This window comes from Luteolibacter sp. Populi (assembly GCF_040801775.1).
In the GTDB taxonomy this organism is placed as follows: domain Bacteria; phylum Verrucomicrobiota; class Verrucomicrobiia; order Verrucomicrobiales; family Akkermansiaceae; genus Haloferula.
Genome location: NZ_CP161812.1, coordinates 3,077,712 through 3,101,859, shown reverse-complemented (window position 1 = coordinate 3,101,859; position 24,148 = coordinate 3,077,712). Strand labels below are relative to the sequence as shown.

The following is a 24,148-nucleotide window of genomic DNA, read 5'->3' as shown; positions in this document are numbered from 1 at the left end:
GGGATCAGGGGCTAGGGAAGAAATCCCGCTGACCCTGACCGCTAAACGGCGGGACACGAAAAAGCCCGGGGCCTTGTGGTCCCCGGGCTTGGAAGATTCCTGCGTTTCGTTTCCGCCGGTCGATCAATGCTCGCGGCAGAACTGCTCGAAGCGGGTCAGGCCTTCGTTCAGCACGTCCAAGGTGGTGCAGTAGCTGAGGCGGATGCCTTCGTCATAGCCGAAGGCGATGCCGGGAACGGCGGCGACCTTGTAGCGGCTGAGGAGCTTGTCGGTCAGGTTCATCGACTTCAGGCCGAGTTGGCCGGTGTAGACGAAGAAGTAGAAGGCGCCTTTCGGCTCGACCACGCGGATGTTGTTGATCGCGCGGAGGCGGGCGAGGACGAACTGGCGCTTCACGTCATACTCGTCGCGCAGGTCGCTGATGAAGGTCTGGTCGCCCTGGAGCGCGGCCAGCCCGCCGTATTGGGCGAAGGTGGTGGCGTTCGAGACGGTGTGGCTCTGGATCTTGTCGATCGCCTCGGCGAGGGCCTTCGGCGCGGCGGTGTAGCCGAGACGCCAGCCGGTCATCGAGTAGGCCTTGGAGAAACCGTTGACGGTGATCGTGAGGTTGTAGAGATCGTCGCTGAGGGAAGCGATCGAGACGTGCTTGTTCTCGCCGTAGACCAGCTTTTCGTAAATCTCGTCGGAAAGGATCACGATGTCCTCGGAGAGGGCGACTTCGCCGATCTCGCGGAGCTCCTTCTCGGTGTAGATCGCGCCGGTCGGGTTGGAGGGCGAGTTGAGGATGACCATCTTGGTCGCCGGGGTCATGGCGGCCTCGAATTGCTCGGCAGTCATCTTCCAGCCGTTGGATTCCTTGGTCTCGACCAGGACGGGCTTGCCGCCGGCGAGGCGAACCATCTCCGGGTAGCTCACCCAGTAGGGAGTCGGGATGATGACTTCGTCACCTTCTTCCACCACCGCGAGAATGGCATTGAAGCAGGCCATCTTGGCACCGTTGGTCACGCAGATCTGCTTGGCGTCGTAGGCCAGGTCGTTATCGGCGATGAGCTTGGCGGCGAGCGCCTCGCGCAGTTCCGGGATACCGGCGGCGGGCGTGTACTTGGTCTTGCCCTGCTGGATCGCCAGGATGGCGGCGGCCTTGATGTGCTCCGGGGTATCCACTTCCGGTTCACCGCCGGCGAGGCCGTAGACCTCTTCGCCCTTGGCGAGCATGGCCTTGGTCTGATTGGTGACCGCGAGGGTGAGAGAAGGGGTGACCTCGAGGATTCGGGATGAGATGCTTTCCATGGTGGCGCGCGGGATGGTGGTTCACGTCCTCTCCCTCACGGGCAGAGCAACGGTGATGTCGCGCGGCCCCCGGTGGAGCGGGGGGCTTTTCTGACCGGAGGGGCCGTCCGGCGCAAGTGAAATGGTGGCAAGATTCGAGAAGCGAGAGGCCAGATTCCAGATGGAAGAGGCTTAGGCCTTGCGACTTGCAATCGCTTGTCCGGACTCGGGTTTCTGGCCTATGAAAACTGCCTCAGGCGGTCAAATCGTTCATCCAGCCTCCGCGGGCGGTGACCCATTTGCCTTTTTTCACGACTTCCGGGAAACCGAGACCGTGGGAGGCGGCGGCGGTGAAGACGTCCCAAGCCTGGCTGGCGAGGATTCCGGAGAGGATGATATCGCCGCCGGGCTTGAGGGTCTTGATGATGATGGGGAAGGCTTGGATGAGGACGGTGGAGAAGATGTTGGCGAGGACCACGTCATACTTCTTCCGCGGCTTCCACTTGAGGATGTCGAGTTCCTTGGTCTCGACGCCCGGGGTGCCGTTGCGCTCGAAATTGCGCTCCGCCACCTTGACCGCGAAGGGATCATAGTCGCAGGCAAAGACGTCTCCCGCGCCGAGCTTCTTGGCGGCGATGGCGAGCAGGCCGGAGCCGGTGCCGAGATCGGCGCAGCTCCAGTTCTCCCCGCGGGCTTTCCCGATATCCACGAGGAGGCGCAGACAGGTCGAGGTGGTGGCGTGGTCGCCGGTACCGAAGGCCATTTCCGGCGGGATGCTGATGATATCGCGGCCGGGGTGGTCCTTGGCGAGTTGCTTGAGGTCCTTGGCGGAGGCGGCCTGGGTGACGAGCAGGGAAGTGCGGACCTTGAGGGGCGCGGGGATCACCGGCACGGCCTTTTTCCAATCGGTGGAGAGCTTGCGGACGGAGCCGCCGAATTGCTTGGCGATGGCTTCGGCGTCGGTCTTGGTGGCGCAGAAGACCTCCACGCGGACGGATTTCCCGCCCTTCAGGACGTGGAGGACGAAGTTGGGATTCCCGTGGAAACGGTCCTCCCAGGCATCGAGCCATTTGGAAGCGGAGAGCTTGGACCAGACGAACATGCGCCGGGTTTAAAGAATCCGGACTGAAAACTCCAAGATTCATTTGTGGAGAGATCGCATGGGGATTCTTTACGACCGGTCTTGATAAGCGGAGCGGATTGGTATGGATGTCAGGCGGGTCCCGGCTTTCGGGATATCTACCTATGATCCGCTTCCTCGCGATCTTCCTGCTCTGCGCCAGCCTCTCCGGAAGAGCCGTATCCGCACCACCGGTGATGGACCCTGAGGTGGACTACCTCGCCTACAGCGAGCGTCCTCTCCAAGAACAAGGTGGCAAGCGGAGCGATACGCTATGGCGGCTGGAACTCGACCTGGAGGGCTCGGGGAAGAAGTCCGTCTTCCTCACCTACAGCGGCTTCGGCGACAGGAGTGGCAATCATTGGACGGCTTATATCCCGCGCGACGGTGCCAAAGGGTATGACCGGGGAGGCGACGTGACCTTCCGCTGGGATTTTCAGCGGGCGGGAAAGTTTCCGAAATTCAATCCGACCGGCGGCGTGCTGGGGGTGTGGGTTGGCAAGGGCGGCTCCACCTTGTTCCGCTATCGGCTGATCGACCGGAAGCTGGTTTATCAGGAGATGAGGGATCTGGACTACGGCAAACCGGAGGAGGTCCGGTACTACAAAATGGTTTTTGGAAGAGATCCCGCGGAGCGCGAGCGGGACGACATCTACTCCAATCCGCCTTTCGCGAAGGTTCCAGTGTCGGAGTTGGAGAAGCGGCGTGAGCTTCGGAAGACGCCGGTGAAGTGAGGGAGAAGGAAGCGCTAATGCCGGAAGACCGCGCCAAATTCAAACAATGAACCCGCGGTCATCGCTGACCGCGGGTCCGGGTGCACAAACCATTCCGTGAGACTTCACGAACAGCCGGAAAAAAGTCGGTGCCTGCAGCCCTCCCAAACTGCAGGCACCATGCGTTTCCGCATTTGATCCGATCATCGCGCAAGTTTCCCGCGTGCGCAAATCGGGCAGGACGGGGGAATCTACTTAGGTGCGGTCTTGGAAACGGCAGGGATCACAGTCCGGCGGATGGCGGCGACTGAAAGTGCACCGGAGTCGTTGCAAGACTTCAGGCCGTCCCCAGCCGGACCTTTCGGAAAAAGGTCCCTGCCTTCATCAGGGCGATTCAGCCGCCTTCGCCCGTCGCGCTTCCTTCAGCACTTCATATCCGGTCAGCTTCCGCTGATCCTCATCCCAGAGCCGGAACCGCAGGGATTTGAGGCTCTTCCGCATCGTTAGCGGTTCGATTTCCCGGAACATCGCTTCGGATTCGTGGGCACGCTCCAGCTCGTAATTCGGGATCCGCGGGCTGAGGTGGTGGATGTGGTGGAAGCCGATGTTCCCGGAAAACCACTGCAGGATTTTGGGCAGCTTGTAGAAGGAGCTGCCTTCGAGCGCGGCCTTGGCGAAGTCCCAATCGGGCCGCCGCTCCCAGTAAACGTCTTCATACTGATGCTGGACGTAGAAGAGCCATACGCCGGCGATGCTCGCCACCGCGATCGCCGTCAGCTGGATCACCAGGTAAGCCTTGAGCCCGAAAACGGAAGAGAGGGCCACCGCCAGAAGCAGGACTCCCAAGGTGGTGGCATGGACCATGCGCTTCGTCCGCCGGTCCGCGTCCTTCGAGGGGATGCGGTGGATCACCAGGAAGTGGAACAGGGGAGCCACGGTGAAAAGCACCAGCGGGTTCCGGGTCAGGCGGTAGCAGAAGCGCCGCCAGCGGGAGGAGGCGAGGTATTCGTCCACGGTCAACGTCCACACATCGCCCATGCCGCGGCGATCGAGGTCGCCCGCGCTGGAATGATGCAGCGCGTGTTCCCAGCGCCACTGGTGAAAGGGGGTGAAGACCAGCAAGCCGGTGACGAAGCCGAGCAACTCGTTGGCGCGCTTGGACTTGAAAAAGGAGCCGTGGGTGCAGTCGTGGAAGATCACGAAAGTGCGGATCAGGAAGGCACCGGCCAGCAGAGCCTGCGGGACCACCAGCCAGTAGGAAATGCTCAGGCTGAAATACATCAGCACCCACAGCAGAGCGTAGGGGATCAGCGTGTTCGCGATCTGCCGGATGGCGCGGTGCCGCGAGGGACGCTGGTACCTGCGGACCACTTCCTTCCAGCCTACCGGCGGATCAGGGACGGCAGTGTCCTTGGTCTTCTCCTGGCGGGGCTGGGCTGGGCTGGCGTTCAATCTTGCTCGGGCGTGGGGAAGAATGGAAACCGGGTGCTCAAAGGCACTTGCGGGCCGCCGGGCGAGAGAAAAGAAAAAGCCCGCCGGGGCGGGCCAATCCAATAAGAAAATTGGAGCGGGCGATGAGATTCGAACTCACGACATCCACCTTGGCAAGGTGGCGCTCTACCACTGAGCTACGCCCGCGTCGCTAAACGCGTGGGCGGGTTTCTACACGGGGGGAGACGGCGGGCAAGCGAAAATTTGCATCAAAGTTTGGATGCGGCCTGGGAGTGCTGCGGCAAGCCGCGGCGACGAGAAGTAGGGCGGCTCTCCAGAGCCGCGGACATTCGCGTCCACGGATAGCGGGAACCATCCATTCTCTCCACCTCTTCTCGGAGAATCACGGGCTTCGTGTTCTACCCGCCAGCATTCGCGGCTCTGGAGAGCCGCGCTACTTCGGAACCGCTGCGGCGGTCTCAAACACTTGAGGCATGGCGCGCAGGTGCTGCCTCATCCGCACACGTCGTGTGCGGACTGCTTTTCGATCCGGCAGATCAATCCAGCTGAAACTCTCCATCCTCACCAATGCCTACCCACTTCAAGCGACCGAAGGCGCGGAAGATGGCAGGGGTCAGTTCGTCGCCATCGTCTTCCGCATGCTCGATCGTCGCGGAGCTGGTGAGGCCGCGCATGGATTCGATGCTGATGACGGTGCGATAGCCTTCAATGTGGATCCAGTCGCCCCAGTTCTTTGACTCGTGGCGCGGGAAGAGTTTCTCTTTACGGAGGGCCTCGACGACCTCCTTGACGGTGCAGGGATCTTCGGACTCGGGCAGTTGCAGGACGGTTTCCATGTGGCGGGTAGCAAGCTTGCAGGGAACTATTCGCGAATGGAAGCTTCGCATAGCCGCGAATACAAGCCGCCTCTTGATTGTAATTCTTCGTGTTTTCCCCACTCCACCAGTTTTCCGTCTTGCAATACGCAGATCAGGTCGGCCTTGCGGACAGTGGAAAGACGGTGGGCGATGACGAACGAGGTGCGATCCGCGCGCAGATTCTCCAGCGCTTGTTGCACCAGACGCTCGGTTTCATTGTCGAGCGCGGAGGTCGCTTCGTCTAACAGAAGGAGCGGAGGGTTCTTCAGCAGAGCGCGTGCGATCGACAGCCGCTGCTTCTCACCGCCGGAAAATCTCACGCCGCGCTCGCCCGCGAAGGTATCGAGCTTCTCGGGCAATTCCCTGACGAAGGAGGCTGCATTCGCATTGTCGAGCGCGGACCAGATCTCGTCGTCGGTCGCGTCCGGCTTGGCGAGGCGCAGGTTGTCGCGCAGCGTGGTATTGAAGAGGAAGCTCTCCTGCGTGACGTAGCCGGTGTGGTCGCGCAGCCATTCCTTCGACAGCGATTCGATGGGATGGCCATCGAGGAGGATGCGGCCCCGATCCGTCTCGTAGAAGCGCGTGAGCAGGTTCAGCACGGTGGATTTTCCGGCTCCCGTCGGCCCGACGAGTGCGACGGTCATGCCCGGCTCCGCAATCAGCGTGATGCCCTGCACCGCCGGTGAATCGGGATCGTAGGAGAAGCCGGCATCCTGGAATTCCACGCGCCCTTTGAACTCCGCCGGCCGCTCGCCGTCGGTGATGTTCACCTCGTCGGGTAGGTCGAGGATGTCGAAGACGCGCTTCGCCGCGACCTTGCCGCCCACATAGATTTGGGTGAGGGCGTTGATCCGGGAGATCGGATCGAAAAGAAAGCCCCACGCCACCAGGAAGGCCATCGGGACTCCTACGTCCATCTTGCCATTGATGACCGACCAAGCACCGAAGGCCAGCATCAGGATGATACCGGATTCCGCGAGCAGCGAGACGCCTGGCCAGACCAGCGCCTGGCCTTTCATCACCCGCATGTGCTTCTCCCCGACATGGCGGCTGGCGGCATCGAAGCGGTCGAGCGCTTCGGGCTCCACGGTGTAAGCCTTGATTTGGCGGATGCCGGCCAGGTTGTCGTGGAGCAGGGCATTGAGCGCGGCGGAGGCTTCCGAGGATTCCCGCCAGCGCGGCTCGGCGCGCCTCGAATAGAGGGTGGTGATCAGGCCGATGATCGGCAGGGGAGCCAGTGTCACCAGGGCGAGTTCCCAGCTCTTGTAGAACATCCAGCCTGCCATGATGAAGAACTGGAGGATGGCGGGAATCGTCTGATCGATGGTTTCAACGATCACCCGGTCGGTGGAGGGCACGTCGCTGGCGACACGCGACATGATCTCCCCGGAGGAATTCGTGTCGAACCACTTGATCGGCAGCCGCTGCAACTTGTCGTAGAGTTTTTTCCGCAGGTCGTGGATCAGCCGTTGCTCCAAGGCGTTGTTGCCATAGGTGCGCAGGGTGAAGAGAACCTGGCGCAGGAAGATCGCGCCGACGCCGAATGCCGCCGTTTTGAAGAGCAGTTCGGAGCGGCCCTTTTTCATGACCTCGGTGACCAGCACCTCCGTCACGGTCGGCAGCACCAGCACCAGCACGGTGCAGAGGACGGCCATCGTCAGCGAGGTGGCGGCCCGCCCGGGGTAATGCAGGACGAGTTGGAAGACGCGCTTGAGAACGGCCATGCTGTCACCAAAAAGCCCCGGAATGCGGGCGATGCAAGGAAGATGCTTCGCTTCCCGCCATTCCCGTGTTAGGAAGACAGGGAAACCCAAAAATGCCCCGGACCCACATCCTCGCGCTCGATCAGGGGACTACCTCTTCGCGTGCCATTATCTTCGACCACGAAGGCCGGCAGGTGGCGATGAGCCAGAAGGAGTACCCGCAGCACTACCCCAAGCCGGGTCACGTGGAGCATGATCCCCTGGCGATCTGGGCGAGCCAGTGGTCCACGGCCGTCGATGCGATGGGCAAGGCCGACCTCTCGGCGCAGGATATCGCCGCCATCGGCATCGCCAACCAGCGCGAGACCACGCTGGTCTGGGACCGGGAGAGCGGGAAGCCGGTCTATCCCGCGATCGTCTGGCAGGACCGGCGGACCGCTAGCGAGTGTATGCGGCTCAGGGCCGAGGGTTTGGAGCCGCTCTTCGCCGAGCGCACCGGCCTGCGGCTCGATCCCTACTTCTCGGGCCTCAAGATCCGTTGGATCCTCGACAATGTGGAAGGCGCGCGGTCGAAGGCGGACGCGGGCAAGCTGATGTTCGGCACGGTCGATACCTGGTTGCTGTGGCGGCTCACCGGCCGGACCGTGCATGCCACGGATGCCAGCAATGCTTCGCGCACTCTCCTCTTTAATATCCATCGCGGGGTATGGGACGACGAACTCCTGGAGATCCTCACCATCCCGCGTTCGATGCTGCCGGAGGTGAAGGACAGCAGCGGGATCTTCGGCGAATCGCAGGAGGGAATCCCGATCGCGGGCATCGCCGGTGACCAGCAGGCCGCCCTCTTCGGCCAAGGCTGCTTCTCGCCGGGCATGGCGAAAAATACCTACGGCACCGGCTGCTTCATGCTGATGAATACCGGCGATGAAGCGGTCACCTCACGGAACAACCTCCTTACCACCGTCGCTTGGCGGCTCGGGGGAAAGATCCAGTATGCGCTGGAGGGCTCGGTCTTCATGGGCGGCGCGGTGATCAAGTGGCTGCGCGATGACCTGAAGCTCGTCCGTTCGGTGGAGGAGTGCAATGAGCTGGCCGCCGTCCACCGTGACAGCGCGGGCATGTACATCGTGCCGGCCTTCACCGGCCTCGGCGCGCCGCATTGGGATCCGCATGCCCGCGGTGCCATCATCGGCATGAACCGGGCCTCGGGCCGCGAGACCTTCTGCCGCGCCGCGATCGAGTCGATCGCCTACCAGAGTGCGGAGCTCGCCGAGTGCATGGCCGCGGACAGCGGGATCCCGCTCAAGGGCCTTTTGGTCGATGGCGGCGCGGCCAATAGCGACCTGCTCCTTCAATTCCAATCCGACATCCTCAGCGTGGAAGTACGACGCCCCAAGTATGTCGAAAGCACCGCCACCGGTGCCGCTTGGCTGGCGGGCCTCGGCGTTGGCTTTTGGAAGAGCCGCGAGGAGCTGGTCTCCCGCCGTGAGATGGGCCGGGAGTTCTCGCCATCGCGCCCGAAGTCCGAGACGGATCTCCTGATGGTCGGCTGGCGTCGCGCCGTCGAACGTTCGAAACACTGGGCTGATGACGCGCTCTGACCATCTCGCCGCGCTGGAGTCGGAGGACTTCGACATCTGCATTGTGGGCGGCGGGGCGACCGGTCTTGGCGCAGCCGTCGATGCCGCCTCGCGCGGCCACCGCGTTGCCCTCGTCGAGCAGGATGACTTCGCCAAGGGCACCTCCTCGCGCTCGACCAAGCTGGTCCACGGCGGTGTGCGTTATCTCAAGCAGGGCAATATCCCGCTGGTGATGGACGCCCTGCGCGAGCGCGGCCGGTTGGCGCGGAATGCTCCCCATCTGGTCCACGACCTCGCCTTCGTGATCCCCACCTATCATTGGTGGGAAGGTCCTTTCTACGGCATTGGCATGAAGGTCTATGATGGCCTCGCCGGGAAGCTCGGCTTCGGCCCCAGCCATATCCTTTCGAAAGAGGAAACCCTCGAGCGCATCCCGACCATCGAGCCCGAAGGCCTGACCGGCGGCGTGATCTATCACGATGGCCAGTTCGACGACGCGCGCCTCGCCATCCACCTCGCCATGACCGCCGTGGAGCAAGGCGCGAAGCTGGCGAACCGGGTGAAGTGCATCGGGCTCCTCAAGGAAGACGGCCGCCTCCGTGGCATCGAAGCCAAGGACAGCGAGACCGGCCGCCGCTTCACCATCCGCGCGCGCTGCGTGATCAATGCCACCGGCATCTTCGTCGATGAACTCCGCAAGCACGACGATCCCGATGCCGCGAGCATCGTCGCGGTCAGCCAAGGCGTGCACCTTGTCCTGCCCAAGCATTTCCTCCCGGGCGAGACCGCGATCATGATCCCGCGCACCGCCGATGGTCGCGTGCTCTTCGCCGTGCCATGGCATGACCGCGTCGTCGTCGGCACCACCGATACGCCCTTGCGCGACAAGCTTCTCGAACCGCGAGCCCTGCCGGAAGAAATCGCCTTCATCATGATCCACGCCGCGCAGTATCTCACCCGCGATCCAGGGCCGGATGACGTGCTCAGCGTCTTTGCCGGGCTGCGGCCGCTGGTGAAGTCGGGGGAGGGGACCAAGACCGCCAGCCTTTCGCGCGATCACACCATCCTGATCGGTGACAGCGGCTTGATCACCATCACCGGCGGCAAGTGGACCACCTACCGCAAGATGGCGGAGGATGTCGTCGGGCGGGCGGAGGAAGTGGCTGACTTGGAGAAGCGACCTTGCCGCACCGAGGACCTGCCGATCCACGGCGCGACCTCCGAGCCCATCGCGGAAAACAATTTGAAACCCTACGGCAGCGATGCTGCCGCCATCCGCGCCATGGGTGAAACGGAGCGCGTCCATCCCGGTCTCGATCTCACCGTGGCGGAGGTGCGCTGGCACGCCCGCATGGAAATGGCGCGCAGCGTGGAAGACGTGCTCGCGCGCCGCAGCCGCTGCCTCCTCCTCGATGCCCGTGCCGCCATCGCCGCGGGGCCAGCCGTCGCGCGCATCCTCGCTGCGGAGCTGGGCAAGGGCAACGTTTGGGAATGGGCGCAAAGCAGCGATTTCACCGCGCTGGCCCGCGGCTACGTTTTCGGGGATCCCGCGAGCACGGGTTGATTTGGCGGCGGAGTGCTTGTTAGGATCCGGCCGTGCTGCTCCAGGTTTGGGAAATCCTCGGGACCTTCGTGTTCTGCGTCTCCGGCGCGCTCGCCGCGCGTGAGAAGGAGATGGATTGGTTCGGGATGTTTGTCCTGGCCTTGCTCACCGGGACGGGCGGCGGCTTGCTGCGCAGCGTGCTGATCGGTGATATCCCGCCTCTGATTCTCACGAATCCCCTGTTCTTCGGGGTCGCGGCTGCCGGGACATTGGTCGCCTTGGCCGGTGCGGAACATTGGCAAAGGATGCGCCGCGCGGTGTCGGTGCTGGATGCCTTCGGGCTCGGGTTGTTCACGGTCACGGGGATGCGGATCGCACAAGCGCACGGCCTGCCGTGGTGGTCCTGCCTCGCGCTCGGCGTGATCAGCGCGACCTTCGGCGGCCTCTTGCGCGACGTCTTGCGGAACGAGATCCCGCTCGTCCTCCGAAAGGAAATCTACGCGACCGCCTGCATCATCGGCGGCCTCGCGCTACTGGGTATGGATCTGTTAGGCTGGCACGAGGGTGTGGTCCTCGGCGTGACCACCTTGATCATCGTGACCATCCGCTTGCTGGCGATCCGCTATGCGATCCACCAGTCGGGGTGAGGAAGAGGTCCGCCTGCTCCTTATTGCTCCGTCCCGAAGTAATGCTCCAGCGCTTCCACGCAGCCCTCGCTGTGCGTCGCCCGGCACGGATACCCTCCTCCCGAAACCACGTGGGCGCGGATATCCGCCACCGCATTCCCCGGACAGGCGAACATCGCTGCCACCCCCGGGCTCAGCATCTCGAAATCATTGTGGCTGTCCCCGATCGCGAAGGTTTGCGCCGCCCCCAGCCCGAAATGCCGTGCCACTTCCGCCAAGCTACTACCCTTCTGGTACTTCTTGTGCCCGAAGCGCAGCCAGATCGAATTCCGCTGCCAGCCCAGATCCGGATCGCCGGCGGCCAAGGCCACCACCCGTTCCATGATCCATGCCATTTCTTCCTCGGTCCGTGAGATCAGCCCGGCCGGATCGCCCGGCTGCTCGATCCAGGTCGCACCGGTGTGCTCCTCCACCTCGCGGCGGATCGCATCGAGGGTCCCGCCGACCTGCTTCAAGAAGCGGTGCAGCTCCAGCGCGCACTCCGTATTCCACGGATCGAGAGGAGTCCACCGCCCGGAGGGGTGCGGCAGCCAGATCTCCCGCTCCCGCGCCACCACCCAATCCGGTGTGAAGGGAAAACGGCTCTCCACCAGGCCCTCCACCACGTGCGCGATCGAGCGCCCGGTATTGATGCCCCATAGCGCGCCCTTCTCGCGGCGCAGCCGCTCCAAGGTCCGGAACAGCCGCAGGCTCACCGGTGGATCGTCGGCCGGGTGGTGCAGCGTGCCATCGAAATCGAAGGACAGGATGGCTCCGGGCAGGGCAGGCGGATCAAGCGGCTTCACCCCCCCGGGCATAGCCACCTGAGCGCCCTGGTCAAGGGCAAGCCCCCGACGTTTCCGCCGCCGCCCGCCATCGATTGAAGTAGCTCACTCCTCCTGAATCTCCTCCGCGCGAGGCGGCTCTTCCTCCACCGGCTGCGCCTTCAGCACCTCTTCCTCCACTGGTTCCGCCTTCGGCGGATTCGGCATCACCGGCCGGGCCGGCGGCGGAGTTTCTTCTTCCACGGGCAGCGCCCGCATCGGTTTCACCAGCACCGGCTTGCTCTCCGGCTCGGGTTTGGGTGCAGGCGGCGTATCCGGCCTCGCGGAAGCCTGGGCCGGCGGCGGATTGCGGCGCATCCGGATCTCCACCCGGCGGTTCGGCGCCTGCTCGTCCACCGTCCCGGAAGCCACCAGCGGCCGGGCCATCCCGTAGCCGCGCGGCATGATCCGCTCACCGCTCATCCGCAGTGAATTGACCAGATACTCGCGCACCGCCTCGGCCCGGCGGTGGGACAGGCTCACATTGTAAGCCTCCCCGCCGTAGAGGTCGGAATAGCCCTCGATCCAGCAATACAGGTTCGGATTCCGGTCGATGATCAGTGCCAGCTTCATCAGCCCCACCTTTGCGCCCTGCCGCAACTCGGCGCTGTTGTATTCGAAAAGCAGGTCGCTCGGCAGCATCGTCTTCTTGCCGACCAGCACGTCTTGCGAAAGTCCGGCCATCTCCTGCAGGGTCACTACCCCGTCCAAGGTCCCGGATTCGACCTTCCCGCCCGCGCCCTTCTTGAGAAGGTCCTCGGCGAAGCGGTTCAGATTCGAGTCATCCACCACGCTCGCGCCCGGATCCACGACGATCTGGGAATCCGCCGCCAGCGGCAGCGTGTTGTCCGTCCGGCCCAGTTCCGGCATCGTCGTCGCCAGATCGATCCCTGCGGCCGGATCGACCACCACGCCGTTGGTATCGCCCGCCATCGCCGGATTCTCCAGGCGCACGGCGAATTCCGGCTCGGCCACATCGGGCTTCAGCTCCATTTCCGTGTCCTGCGGCAGCTTCGCGATCACATCCAGCTCATCCAGCAGCTTGGCCGTGGAAGGCGGCGGGACGACCACTTCTTCCGGCACGATGAGATCTTGCTCCGGAGGCAGCACTTCCACCGGTTCCTCGCTCACCGGGGCGGTGACGATTTCTTCAGACGGCAGCACCCCGCGGGAGATCTTGATGTGGCCCAGTGCGAAAAACGCCGCTACGTGCAGCAGCACGGCAATGAAAAACGCCACCGCCACCCACCAGCCCATGTTGTCCGGGCCGGGCAGGCGCAGCGGGGTACGTTCGCGCGCGGCGCGCCATCCGTAGCTGTTCTCCACGGGCGGACTATACGCGCGGGATGGCCCCTGACAATCACCGGCTTGCGATCCGTCTTGCGGCTTGGCACCGCCCGTGCTGGAATCGGGTGCTATGCCTGCCAAGAAAGCTGCGAAGAAGGTGGCCACCAAAGCCGCTTCCGAAGTAACCGCCAAAAAGGCTGCGAAGAAAGCCGCGAAAAAGGCCCCGAAGGCCGCCGCTGCCGATACTCCCGCCCCCCGAAACCGGCCAAGCTTGCCAAGAACACGGACAAGGACGTCGCCAAAGCCGCCTACCTCAACTACAGGAGCCGCGTGGAACAAGGGTTCCACGGCGATCAGCTCGGCGACTGGCTCGCCGCGGAAAAAGGAGCGGATTGAGGGTTCCAGTCTGTGCAAGGGGCGGAATGACGAATTCCGAATTTCCGAATGACGAATGACGAATGGCTTGTGGAGAAGAAGAGCGGCTGACGCCCGGATATCCACCTTCTCTCAAGCCCACACTTCATTCGACATTCGAAAATTCTGCATTCGTCATCGGCCTCCCGCCCACCCTGACCCGCTTTGGGCTTCCCCGCGCCGGTCATCGCGCCGAAGCTCGCCGCGTGAACTGTTCCTCCCTTGGCATCGGCCTGGCCGGACTCGGCACCGTCGGCTCCGGCGTTGTCCTCGCCCTTGAACGCAATTCGAAGCTGATCTGCGACCGCACCGGCGGCCTCGTGAGCTTGGAGGTGGCGAAAGTCCTCGTCCGCGACCTCGCCAAGGTCCGGCCCGTCAGCGTTCCGGAGGAGAAGCTCACCACCTCCTGGAAGGACCTCGTGGAAGATCCCGCCGTGGACATCGTCGTCGAGTTGATCGGCGGCACCAGCGATGCCTTCGAAATCGTCTCCGCCGCCCTGAAGGCCGGGAAACCCGTCGTCACCGGCAACAAGGCCCTGCTCGCCGAGCGCGGCGTCGAACTTTTCGCCCTCTCCAAGCAGCACGACGCCCCGATCCACTTCGAGGCCGCGGTCGCCGGCGGCATCCCGATCATCAAGACGGTCCAGGAGTCCTTCATCGGCAATCGCATCCACTCGATCACGGGCATCATCAACGGCACCTCGAATTACATCCTCGAGCGGATGACGACGGCCGGCTTGGAATTCACCGCCGCCCTTGCCGAGGCCCAGGCGCTGGGTTACGCCGAGGCCGACCCCGCGCTCGACGTGAATGGTTGGGACGCCGCCCACAAGGCGATCCTCCTCGCCACCCTCGCCTACGGCTTCCCGATCGACCCCGCGAAGGTCCACGTCGCCGGCATCGAGCAGGTCCGCCCCATCGATATCGAATTCGCGACCCGCCTCGGCTACGTCGTGAAGCTGCTGGCCGTGGTCCGCGAGCACCCGGATGGCTCCGTCGAATTGCGCGTCCAGCCCTCCTTCATCGCCAAGACCCACATCCTCGCCAGCGTCCACGGAGTCTTCAATGCCGTCGCCGTCCATGGTGATGCCGCCGGCGAATCGCTCTTCTACGGCCGCGGTGCCGGTCAGGATCCCACCGCCTCCTCCGTCGTCGCCGACCTCGTCGAGGCCGCCCGCTCGCTCCGCCAGCCCACCGGCCACCGCGGCTTCCTGCCCTATCGCGAGACCGGCGTGCTCCTGCCCGTCGAGGACACGGAAACCGCCTACTACGTCCGCTTCGACGTCACCGACCGCCCCGGCGTCATCGCCGAGGTCGCCCGCGCCCTTGCCGATGCCGGGATCGGCATTTCCGGCACCCACTCCCCGGTCAAGCCCGACCAACCCGACGCCGCCTTCCTCGACATGGTCTTCATCCTCCACACCTGCAACTTCGGCCTCCTGCAAGACACGCTGAAGAAGGTGGAAGCTCTCGATTGCATCAACAGCGCTCCGGTGGTGTTCCGGATCGAGAAGCTTTGACTGGCAATAGGGCGCAGGAACTGCAAAGGGAAGGGCAGCGCATGGCGGTCGAAATTCAAAAGCTGGGCATCGCCGGGTACCGGCAATTCCAAGAAACCTTCTTCGATTTCACGGATCCCAAAACGGGAAAGCCGCTGCGGAAGATCTGCTTCATCGGCGGAAACGGGACGGGGAAGTCTACCTTGTTAAAATTACTTTGGAGGATTTTTGAACCGGGAGCCGAATTGCCGAAGTCTCCTCAAAGAGGCCTTATTCTGTCGTTTTTGAAAGAAGAGGCTCTTCTTTGGTCGGAGGCTTTCTTTTCTGATCAAACCTTTAGTCAGTCGGGAGACGAGGCCGCTGAGGATTTATGGGCGCTAGCCTTGAGCCTCAAGGCATCAAATGAGCTGATAGGACTTCGGAGTCTCCCGCGAGGTGAGCGCAGTGGCCGTCCAGTCACGGGCGACATTGCGAGAACTAGATGTTTATATTGTCCGGCCGATAGCGAACAGGGATTCTTCCCTGAACAGCTTAGGGATGTTCCGAGCACTAATTTGGATGCGGCTTTGAAATGGGATACCGATCATGGTGTTCGCCGGGTCGTAGGCCAAGGCACGGTTTACCTATTCTGGCTGGAACTCATGGCGACGATCAAGGATCGAGAGGCGAAACTCATTGCCTATCAGAAAATTGAGTCTAACAGGGAGCGGACGATTCGGGAAGTTGAAGAGGAGTTCCTTGAAGGTAATCCAGATATCCTCAAGGAACTCGCTGATTTCTGGGATGTAATTTTGGGCAAAGCTGGCTTAGAGTTCGATTATAAGAATGCCTCTGTCCCGATTCAGCTCACCGACAATCTCAAGGCCTATATTCGTCTGAAGCGATCTGAAGAGCGCATTCCTTATGTCGATCTCAGCACCGGTCTCCGAAATTTCATCCTCAAGCTCGGCCACATCTTCACTATGTTTCGCGGCAAGCCTGAGAATGGCGGCGTCCTCTTGATTGATGAGCCTGAAAACAGTCTTTATCCCGACTTCCTCTTCGATCTCGTTGGTCACTACGAGCGTGCCGCGCCGGGAGCCCAGATCTTCATGGCTACCCACAGCCCGATAATTGCGGCACAATTCCGACCGGAGGAGCGCTTCATCCTGGAGTTTGACGAAAACGGCGGTGTAACGGTGCGCAACGGCGTCACACCCGAGGGCGACGATCCCAATGACGTGCTTATGCGAGACTTCGCCGTGCGCACGCTCTACGGGCCAAAGGGCCTAGAAAAGTGGAAGCGCTTCCGCGAACTCGACCGCGTGATCCAGGAAGAAACCGATCCCGCCACACGCCGGGTGCTACTCAAGGAGTACATGGATCTCGGCAAAGCCTACAACTTCTCCCCTGATGAAGTTCCTGCGTAAGCGGTCCGGGGACCTCGAGGCCTACCTCGAACTGACCTACGAGAACCGCTCTCAGCGAGATCAAGCTCGGGAGCTTCTCGTGCATCTTCAGTACGGTTTCTGCGCCTACTCAGAGCGCTACCTCAAACCTTTGGATAGCGTCGAAGTCGAGCACTTCGATCCGCGCAAAAAGAACAGCGACGGGGACAGTATTGCCAATTGGCACGCCGTCCTTCGCTGGATGAATGCTCACAAGGCAAGGAAGATCGAGCCATTCCTACCTCTGCCCGAACTCGCCGAACTTGAGGTGGATCGTTTCACCTATGAACGCGGAGAATTCATCTGCGCAGAAGGGGATATCGAGGCAATCAACCTTCTGGAGTTTTTGGGAGTCAACCGTCCGGAGGTTTTCGAAGAGCGGGCGAAGCATGTGAAGCGGGTTAGGCGAATGCGAGAGTTGTGCAAGACGGAGGAGGAGTTCCGGACATTTCTAATTGATGTCTCACCCGACGACCTTTCGTTTCCCACGGCGCTTGAGGCGGAATTGGGAATACCCGCATTTGAGTGGATTCTTGAGGCCAATGCCGCTTCATGAATGCGGTGCAGTCAGGTTAGATCGACGGTTGATAGGGCCGCCGGAGTAGCGCGCGTCGAGTCAAAACCACAAGCCCTTCACTCCCTTTTCACGCTTCCCCCTTGCCCTCGATCTAACAATTTCGCATCCATCGATCGATGGATCATGCGTCATCTGCTCTGCTCCGCTGGATCTTGCCCGTAGTGGCAGGTGCAGGGGTAGCGATCGGGATCGGCCGCGTCACCCGCCAACCGCCTGCCTCGGAAAATCCCCCGGCATCCGCGGCGACGCCAGCAATCGAAGCCGCGACCTTGCCGGACGATCCGGAGATCATCTGCTTGGCCGCGCTTGCCGGCCGCACAGCGGAGGCTCGCGCCAAGGTCGCGGAGCTGGTGAAGGCCGGCGCGGAGGATGAGGAGATCGTCAAGTGGCTTGCCCCGATCCTGCTGGCCGATCCCGCATGGCTGGACGAGTTCATCCTCACCATGCCGGAGGCGCGCCGCATCGAGCTGGCCCGGCTCGCGATCAGCAGGGTTGGCGGGCTTCATCCGGATGCCGTGTGGGAGCTGATCCGACGCTCGCCCTACGCCAGCACCGCTGTGCGCGCCCCGAGGTCCGCGGAGATCCTCGAGGTTCCCCCGGGAATGCTTCTGCTCGAGGGATTCACCGGCTCGCCCATGGCCGCGGAGGTTGTCTTCGATCCCGCCTCGGGATTTACCGGTGCCGGTCCAGGCCTGGCTAGAGCGGCGCTCTCTGCGGAAAGCCGTCCGTCCTTCTTAGTCGTCGCCGAAAACCCGGCATGGCGTCATGCCTTCGCGGATCGATGCCCAGGGTTCCTCCGCGGAGACATCCTCCGGGTCCGGATCGGCCTCCAGGCCCTCCGCCAGCACGGCCGGGGAGAGAATGGCGTGGAAAACCAGCGTCTCCTCAAAAGGATTAAAGGTCGCGTGCACCACCCCCGCGGGCAGGTGGGCGATCTCGCCGGGGCCGAGAATCCGGTATTCATCCCCGACCCACTGCTCGGCCCGGCCGGAGACGACGTGGATGATCTCCTCGCGATGCGGATGGCGGTGGAAGGGGTGGCAGTGGCCGGGCAGCATGGTGGCGCGGACCATCAGCAGCTTTTCCGCAGCCACGAGGTCCGGGCGGCAGAGCCATTCGTTGTGAGTCCAAGGGTTGGTCTCGAGGATCGGCTCACCAGCCTGGACGAAGCGCTTCATATCGGATCTGCACTCTCGGTGAGACGCGGCGGAGGCGGCAAGTCTTACAAGGACAAGTCGGGATATTCAAAATCCACATTTCCCGTTCTTGATTGGGAATCGCCAGCAGCTATCATGGAGGGATGCCCGTCGCCCTCGAAATGGAGATCCGTCGCAGCCACGTCGTCCGCGGCGATGAGGTGGACGACCGCGAGTGGATCCAGGCGAGCCCGCTCTGCCCGCTGCTCGCCCAGCATCACATCGCGCACGTTGGTTTGCTGGAAGCGAGCGAGCCCTTCGAGATCGCGCGCCCGGACCAGTCCGGCACCTTCATGCTCGCCTGCCTGAGCGGCGGCGGGCTGGTGAAAGTGGACGGCCAGTGGAAGCGAGTCGCCGCGGGTCAAGCCTGCCTGCAACCGCCCTTCGTAAGCAACGAGATGAAGACGACCGGCCGCGAGCCGTGGCGGATCTGCTGGGTGCGCTACCGCGAATCGCGCGAGTCGAACCCGATCGTCTCCGCCGCCTCGCCGGTGCTGGGTACCTACGACCCCCAACCGCTTCTCCACGCGATCCAGGGCCTGCACGCCGAGTGCAAGGGCGAGGCCGCTCCAGCGATGCTTCACCTCTGGACCGAGCTGATCCACTCCTACGTCCTGCGCTTCGCCCAGCCGCACCAGGCGGACGCCCGTCTATGGAAGCTGTGGGAGGCGGTGCAGAACTCGCTGGAGTATCCATGGAGCCTGGAGGAACTCGCGCACCGCGCCTGTGTTTGCAAGGAGCACCTGCGCCGATTGTGCCGGAATGAACTCGGCCGCAGCCCGATGCAGCAGGTCACCTTCCTGCGCATGCAGCAGGCGCGCCACCTCCTCGCCACCACCGATGAGAAGGTCGAAACGATCACGCGGCAGATCGGCTACACGAATCCGCACACCTTCTCGAATACCTTCAAGAAGTGGATCGGCTGGCGGCCTTCCGAGCAGCGCCGCTGAAGAATCCACATGTCCGTATCGCTTCTGCTGCCCTTGGGAGGAAGTCCTTTCGCGAAGCGGTAGGAGTGGCAGTCTATTCCCCGCTCTATCCAACCCATGATTCCCGGATTTTCCCGCATCGCGGCCCTGCTGCTGGCCGTTTCGGGCGCACACGCCGCGCCGCCCGTCTTCTATCTCCAGTCGAAGGAGCCGATCGGGGATTCCGCAACCCGCGAGCCGATGCCCGGCGATGCGGACCTGCAGAAGGCCGATGCCGTCCTGCTCACGAACGGCACTTGGACCGCGGAGGAGCGCGCCCGCATCGCTGCTTACGTCGCGCGGGGCGGAGGAGTGGTGCTGGTTCACGATGCGATTGCCGCCTCCCCCTGGACCAAGGGCGAGGTCAAGCGCTGGGCAGGTGAAGTGCCGCTCTTCTTCACCCCGCCGGGCCGCGAGGACCTGGTCACGAAGGGCGTCTCGAACTTCGACATCGCGGACGAGATGTTCCATAGCCTCGAGCCGGAACCGGGCGCGAAGGTGCTCGCCACGACCTGGACGCCTAACAAGAAGCACCTCAAGGGCACCGACCCGCAGCCCTACGTCTATGGCGTCTCGCCGATGATCTGGTCCCAGGAGCACGACAAGGGCCGGGTGGTCTTCTTCGTGCCGGGCAAGAATGCCGAGACGCTGAAGCACCCGGCGATCCGGGCGATGCTGCGGCGTTCACTCTCGTGGGCGGCCAAGTGCGAGAATCCGGACGAGTTCAATACCAAGGAAGATCTCGCCTCCCTGGCCTATCCGCCGGGCGGGCCGCTCTCGCCGCGGAAGGCGATCGAAACGCTGCAGGTGCATCCGGACTTCAAGGTTGGACTGGCCGCCGCGGAGCCGCTGATCTCGAAGCCCCTCAATATCGATTGGGACAGCCGCGGGCGGATGTGGGTGGTGGAGAGCCTCGAGTATCCGGAAGGCAAGGAAGGCGGCGGCGCCGAGTCGATGTATTCGGTGTGGCAACGGGAGACTTCCCTGCCGAAGCCTGCACCGGTCAAGCGGGCCGGCCGCGACCGTATCTCCATGCTGGAAGATACGGATGGCGATGGCGTGATGGATCGCAAGAAGGTCTTCGCGGAGGATCTCGATCTCGCCACCAGTTTCTGCTTCTACCGGGACGGCGTCATCGTGGCGCAACCGCCCGAGATCCTGTTCCTGCGAGATGCGAATGGCGACGGTGTCGCGGACGAGCGGCGGGTTCTCTACAGGGGGCTCGGCACCTTCGACCGTCATGCCGTGTTGAACAACCTGCGCTGGGGTCTGGACGGCTGGGTCTATGCGACCCACGGCTATTCGAGCTCGCCGAAGGTGACTTCGGAGGATGGCGCCAAGGACTTCGGGGCGATCGGTTCGGGCATCCTGCGTTTCCGGCCGGACGGCTCGGGCATCGAGATGGTGAGCGCGAAGAGCGGGAACTGCTGGGGCGTGGAGATGACCTCGGATGGGGAGCTGTTTTTCACCCAGCCGACCTCGGGCGATCTGGTCATGCACGTGCCGGTCTCGGACCGGATCATGGCGGAGGGTGGCATGGGCCGGGAACCCTCGTGGCAGGCGATGGTGCACCTGCGCCCGGTGAAGCCGTTGATGTCCTGGGAAGAGATCGTGGAGAATCAGCCGAACGACGTGATCGGTTCCTTCACCGCGGCCTGCGGGTGCGCCGTCTATGAGGGCGGCTCTTGGCCGGACGCATGGACCCGCGGCTACTTCACCGCCGAGCCGACGGTGCACATCCTGCACCATGAGGCACTCTCCCCGGATGGCGCGACCTTCTCCGCGGCCAAGACGCGCGAGGAGGAATTTTCGGCCACCCGGGATTTCTGGAGCCGGCCCATCGACACCCGCATCGGACCGGATGGGCAGCTCTACGTGATCGATTTCTACAACCAGGCGATCCTCCACAACGACCCGCGCGGGCCGATCCATCTTTGGTACAATCAAGCCGCCCGCCCGGACCGCGACCACTACTTTGGCCGGATCCAGCGGTACTCGCACAAGGACTCGAAGCCATTGCCGAAGGCCGATCTAACGACTCTTGATGGCCAGCTCGCCGCGCTCGGACACCCGAACCGCGAGATCCGCTTCAAGGCCCAGCGCTTGATCGAAGAGAGCGACGTGAAGGGTGCCGCAGCCCGTCTCGCGGATGCCGAGGGCGTGGCCAGACTGCACGCGCTGTGGATCCGCTCTGCTGCCGGTGTCTTGAAGCCGGAAGAACTCGTCGCCGCGATGGGCGATGCCGATACCACCCTGCGGGTGACGGTGGGTCGGGTGATCGGAGCGCATCCGGAACTTGCGAGCGCCCCTGTGCTCGCCGAGATGGCCGAGCGCCTGCCGCAGGAAGCCGATGCGCGCGTACGCCTGCAATGGCTCGCGGGCCTTCCGGCGGATGCCGCCCTGCCCGCGGAGGTGCTGGTCGATCTACAGGCGAAGGCCGATGAACGCTGGACCCGCGCCGCGATTTCCCGTCTCGCGCGGAAGCAGCCGGCGCAGGTCCTTGCCGCGGCATTGGCCGCCGGTGAGCCGGACAAGCAGGCCCCGTTGGTCGCGCAGCTGTTCGACGGCTTCAGCGGCGATGGAGCCATCCTGCCGGCGATGCTGGAAGCGATCGCCAAGTCCGGCGAGAAGAGCCCGCAGATCGCGGTGGCCTCGCTTGCCTCGCTGCGTGGTCGCCAGCTTCCGCTCACTCCGAAGCTCACCGCGGCGATGGAAGAGCTTGCCGCCAGCCCCTCCCCGCAGATCGCGGCGGCGGCCCTGCCCTTGTCCGCGATCCCGTGGAGCGAGCAGGGAATCCCGGCCAAGGTCGAGGCCGCGGTGAAGCGGATTCTCGCCGCTGCTCCAGGGGATCCGCAGATCCTCGTTTCACTCGGCACCTTGCCCGGCATGCCCGCCGAATTGGTGACCGCCCTGAATGCCGGACTCACCCGCGAGTCCCCACAGCGCGGTGCGATCCTGGATGCAGTGCTCGCGAATTCTTATACGGGGGCCACCAAGCTGGTCCTCGCGGTGTTGCCCTCGCTGCCCGCCACCGAAAAGGCCCGCGCAATCGAGGCCCTGCTCGGCCGCCCCGCTTCCGCGATGGCTCTGAGCGATGCCCTGAATGACGGAACGCTCTCCGTGCAGATCACCGGCACCCCCGTGATCGCACGCCTCGCCGACCATCCGGATGCCTCGGTGAAGGAACACGCCGCGCCGATGATCAAGCGCCTCCGTGGCGCGGTGGAGGCGAAGGACGCGATCATCGCCCGCCTGCTGCCTGAGGTGAGCAAGCCGGGCAACCCGGAAACGGGCAAGGCGCTCTACGCCGCCTGCGCCGTCTGCCACAGTTTCCGCGGCGAGGGCACCCTGATCGGCCCCGTGCTGGAAGGCATCGGCGTGCACGGGGTGGAGGCCCTGCTTACCAACATCGTCGATCCGAACCGCGAGGTCGAGCCCAGCTATCACGTCTGGAACATCTCCACCACCGATGGCCGCACGCTCTCGGGCTTCGTCAGCCGGGAGACCGAGGGCAGCCTCTTCATCAAGAGCGCGGGCGGCGAGACCGAGATCCCGCGCGGCCAGATCACAAGCCGCACGGATACCGGAAAGTCGCTGATGCCGGAGGGCTTCGAAGGCTTGGGTGCCGATACCCTTCGCGATCTGATCGCCTACCTGCGCTCCGGGGAGCAGCGCTTTCACACCTTGCCCTTCGGCAAGGCCGCCACTGCCGATGGCAGCCGCGGTGTCTATCTCTCGCACGAGACTCCCGGCGATCAGGTCAGCCTCAGGAAATACGGCCTGATCGAGGAGCGCGGCGTGCCCTTCCACCTCCAGGATCCGGCGGCGGCTTCGGACGGGAAAAGCGTGATCGTGCTGAAGGGCGGGATGGACCCGCGTGCGGTTAGCAAGGCGATGCCGCAGCGGGTCGAGATTCCCGTGGGCTTTGCCGCGGGGCGGCTGCACCTGCTGGGCGCGGTCGCCGGCTGGGGCTTTCCGGCGGCGAATGACCGGGTCCCCTTGGTCGAGATCACGATCTACTACAGTAGTGGTAGCACGGAGAAGATCGTGCTGCGCAATGGCATCGACTTCGCCGACCACGCGGGCCGAATCGATGTCGCGGGATCGGCCTGGACGAACTTGGTCAGCCGTGGCCAGATGCGCTACCTCTGGCGCGATCTCAAGCAGCCCGCTGCCACCATCGAGAAGATCGTGCTGGCCAGCGCCGACCGGCCTGCGGCCCCGCTGATCGCGGCGATCACCTTCGAGTCCGCGGACAAGGAAGGGAAGATGATGCCCGCACCGGCCGAGGGCGGACCGCTGCCGGTGAACGGGACATCGCTGCCCGAAAAGCGCGAGACCGGAGCCTTGCGAGTTCTGCTTGCGGGCGGCGGAAGCTCTCATGACTTCGGCACATGGTATGATCGCGAGGACCAGCAAATCCTGCGCGATGCAGGCGGAATGACGACGGCTTACACGTCGGATCCAGCAGAGGCAGTGGAGTTGTTGGAGCGGGCGGATGTGCTGCTTTTCAGCTCGAACGACGCGGCCTACGCGAAGAGCGAACCCTTCCGGAAGGCCTTCGATGCTTTCGTGGCGCGCGGTGGTGGCTTGGTCCTGCTCCATCCCGCCACATGGTACAACTGGCCCGATTGGCCCGCCTACAACAAGGCCTTCGTCGGCGGCGGTTCGCGGGCGCATGATCCGCCGGGGGAGTTCACCCTGAGCGTGGTGAAGCCGGAGCATCCGGTCGTCGCAGGAGTGAGCAAGGAATTCAAAATTCGCGACGAGCACTACCAGATCGGGATCGATCCGGCGGCGAAGGTGGAGGTCTTGGTGGAGACTTCCGTCTCGGCACAGACGGGGAAGAAGCACCCCTCGGTGTGGATCACGGCGCATCCGGAGTGCCGGATCGTGTGCATCGCGCCCGGGCATGACGAGGCGGCGCACCGGCTGCCGGATTTCCGGAAGCTTTTAGGGAACGCGGTGAAGTGGGCGGGAGAGAAGTAAGCGATAAGGAGCCGGGGCAAGGGCCGAGCTACCGGAAGGGCTTGAGGAGGGGGAGCCGCGCAAGT

Annotated in this window: 18 protein-coding genes and 1 tRNA gene; 9 read left to right on the top strand and 10 right to left on the bottom strand. The window is 63.6% G+C overall.

Annotated elements, in window-relative coordinates; genetic code table 11:
* Positions 1-123: 123 nt before the first annotated feature.
* Complete coding sequence (locus tag ABWK72_RS12485; RefSeq protein ID WP_367875127.1) at positions 124-1,290, bottom strand: pyridoxal phosphate-dependent aminotransferase; 1,167 nt, start codon at positions 1,288-1,290, stop codon at positions 124-126.
* Between the two features lie 232 nt (positions 1,291-1,522).
* A complete protein-coding gene (locus ABWK72_RS12480) occupies positions 1,523-2,371 on the bottom strand; it encodes a 50S ribosomal protein L11 methyltransferase (RefSeq protein WP_367875126.1) in 849 nt (282 codons plus the stop codon).
* A 143-nt stretch (positions 2,372-2,514) separates the two neighbouring features.
* On the opposite strand from ABWK72_RS12480, the gene ABWK72_RS12475 reads away from it, so the two are divergent.
* Positions 2,515-3,123 (top strand): hypothetical protein, encoded by a 609-nt coding sequence (locus ABWK72_RS12475; RefSeq protein WP_367875125.1) that lies wholly within the window; start codon positions 2,515-2,517, stop codon positions 3,121-3,123.
* Positions 3,124-3,486: 363 nt separating this feature from the next.
* Here ABWK72_RS12475 and ABWK72_RS12470 read toward each other — a convergent pair whose 3' ends face one another.
* From ABWK72_RS12470 to ABWK72_RS12455, 4 genes are all read right to left on the bottom strand, one after another.
* Complete coding sequence (locus ABWK72_RS12470) at positions 3,487-4,554, bottom strand: fatty acid desaturase (protein ID WP_367875124.1); 1,068 nt, start codon at positions 4,552-4,554, stop codon at positions 3,487-3,489.
* A gap of 111 nt (positions 4,555-4,665) precedes the next feature.
* A tRNA-Gly gene (locus tag ABWK72_RS12465) sits at positions 4,666-4,740 on the bottom strand.
* A 350-nt stretch (positions 4,741-5,090) separates the two neighbouring features.
* Entirely contained in the window at positions 5,091-5,390 is a 300-nt protein-coding gene (locus tag ABWK72_RS12460; protein WP_367875123.1) for a hypothetical protein, read from the bottom strand.
* 26 nt (positions 5,391-5,416) lie between these two features.
* A complete protein-coding gene (locus ABWK72_RS12455; RefSeq protein WP_367875122.1) occupies positions 5,417-7,135 on the bottom strand; it encodes an ABC transporter ATP-binding protein in 1,719 nt (572 codons plus the stop codon).
* A 92-nt stretch (positions 7,136-7,227) separates the two neighbouring features.
* Here ABWK72_RS12455 and glpK point away from each other — a divergent pair, with 92 nt between their 5' ends.
* The 3 genes from glpK to ABWK72_RS12440 are packed head-to-tail and all read left to right on the top strand — an operon-like array spanning position 7,228 to position 10,884.
* Complete coding sequence (glpK, locus tag ABWK72_RS12450) at positions 7,228-8,715, top strand: glycerol kinase GlpK (RefSeq protein WP_367875121.1); 1,488 nt, start codon at positions 7,228-7,230, stop codon at positions 8,713-8,715.
* Positions 8,702-10,258 (top strand): glycerol-3-phosphate dehydrogenase/oxidase, encoded by a 1,557-nt coding sequence (locus tag ABWK72_RS12445; protein ID WP_367875120.1) that lies wholly within the window; start codon positions 8,702-8,704, stop codon positions 10,256-10,258. Before glpK ends, ABWK72_RS12445 begins: the two co-directional genes overlap by 14 nt.
* Before the next feature lie 32 nt (positions 10,259-10,290).
* Positions 10,291-10,884, top strand: coding sequence for a trimeric intracellular cation channel family protein (locus tag ABWK72_RS12440; RefSeq protein WP_367875119.1), 594 nt, complete (start codon positions 10,291-10,293; stop codon positions 10,882-10,884).
* Positions 10,885-10,904: 20 nt separating this feature from the next.
* Here the strand turns inward: ABWK72_RS12440 and ABWK72_RS12435 are convergent, their stop codons facing one another.
* Together ABWK72_RS12435 and ABWK72_RS12430 are read right to left on the bottom strand one after the other, a co-directional pair.
* Positions 10,905-11,708, bottom strand: a complete 804-nt coding sequence (locus tag ABWK72_RS12435) for an HAD family hydrolase (RefSeq protein ID WP_367875118.1) — start codon at positions 11,706-11,708, stop codon at positions 10,905-10,907.
* Positions 11,709-11,792: 84 nt separating this feature from the next.
* Positions 11,793-13,052 (bottom strand): OmpA family protein, encoded by a 1,260-nt coding sequence (locus ABWK72_RS12430; RefSeq protein ID WP_367875117.1) that lies wholly within the window; start codon positions 13,050-13,052, stop codon positions 11,793-11,795.
* Positions 13,053-13,633: 581 nt separating this feature from the next.
* Here ABWK72_RS12430 and ABWK72_RS12425 point away from each other — a divergent pair.
* Genes ABWK72_RS12425 through ABWK72_RS12415 form a run of 3 tightly spaced genes read left to right on the top strand, consistent with a single transcriptional unit; the run spans position 13,634 to position 16,909 of the window.
* Positions 13,634-14,947, top strand: a complete 1,314-nt coding sequence (locus ABWK72_RS12425) for a homoserine dehydrogenase (RefSeq protein ID WP_367875116.1) — start codon at positions 13,634-13,636, stop codon at positions 14,945-14,947.
* A 41-nt stretch (positions 14,948-14,988) separates the two neighbouring features.
* Positions 14,989-16,335, top strand: a complete 1,347-nt coding sequence (locus ABWK72_RS12420) for an AAA family ATPase (protein WP_367875114.1) — start codon at positions 14,989-14,991, stop codon at positions 16,333-16,335.
* The gene (locus ABWK72_RS12415; protein WP_367875113.1) at positions 16,319-16,909 is read left to right on the top strand and encodes a hypothetical protein; all 591 of its coding nucleotides are present in this window, start codon (positions 16,319-16,321) and stop codon (positions 16,907-16,909) included. Before ABWK72_RS12420 ends, ABWK72_RS12415 begins: the two co-directional genes overlap by 17 nt.
* Positions 16,910-17,058: 149 nt before the next feature.
* On the opposite strand, the gene ABWK72_RS12410 is transcribed toward ABWK72_RS12415, so the two are convergent.
* Entirely contained in the window at positions 17,059-17,436 is a 378-nt protein-coding gene (locus ABWK72_RS12410; RefSeq protein ID WP_367875112.1) for a hypothetical protein, read from the bottom strand.
* Positions 17,437-17,664: 228 nt separating this feature from the next.
* Positions 17,665-18,108, bottom strand: coding sequence for a cupin domain-containing protein (locus ABWK72_RS12405; RefSeq protein ID WP_367875111.1), 444 nt, complete (start codon positions 18,106-18,108; stop codon positions 17,665-17,667).
* Positions 18,109-18,230: 122 nt separating this feature from the next.
* Between ABWK72_RS12405 and ABWK72_RS12400 the strand changes: the two genes are divergently transcribed.
* Together ABWK72_RS12400 and ABWK72_RS12395 are read left to right on the top strand one after the other, a co-directional pair.
* Positions 18,231-19,076: an AraC family transcriptional regulator gene (locus ABWK72_RS12400; RefSeq protein WP_367875110.1), complete on the top strand. Its 846-nt coding sequence runs from the start codon at positions 18,231-18,233 to the stop codon at positions 19,074-19,076.
* 96 nt (positions 19,077-19,172) lie between these two features.
* The gene (locus ABWK72_RS12395) at positions 19,173-24,083 is read left to right on the top strand and encodes a PVC-type heme-binding CxxCH protein (RefSeq protein ID WP_367875109.1); all 4,911 of its coding nucleotides are present in this window, start codon (positions 19,173-19,175) and stop codon (positions 24,081-24,083) included.
* Positions 24,084-24,148: the final 65 nt, after the last annotated feature.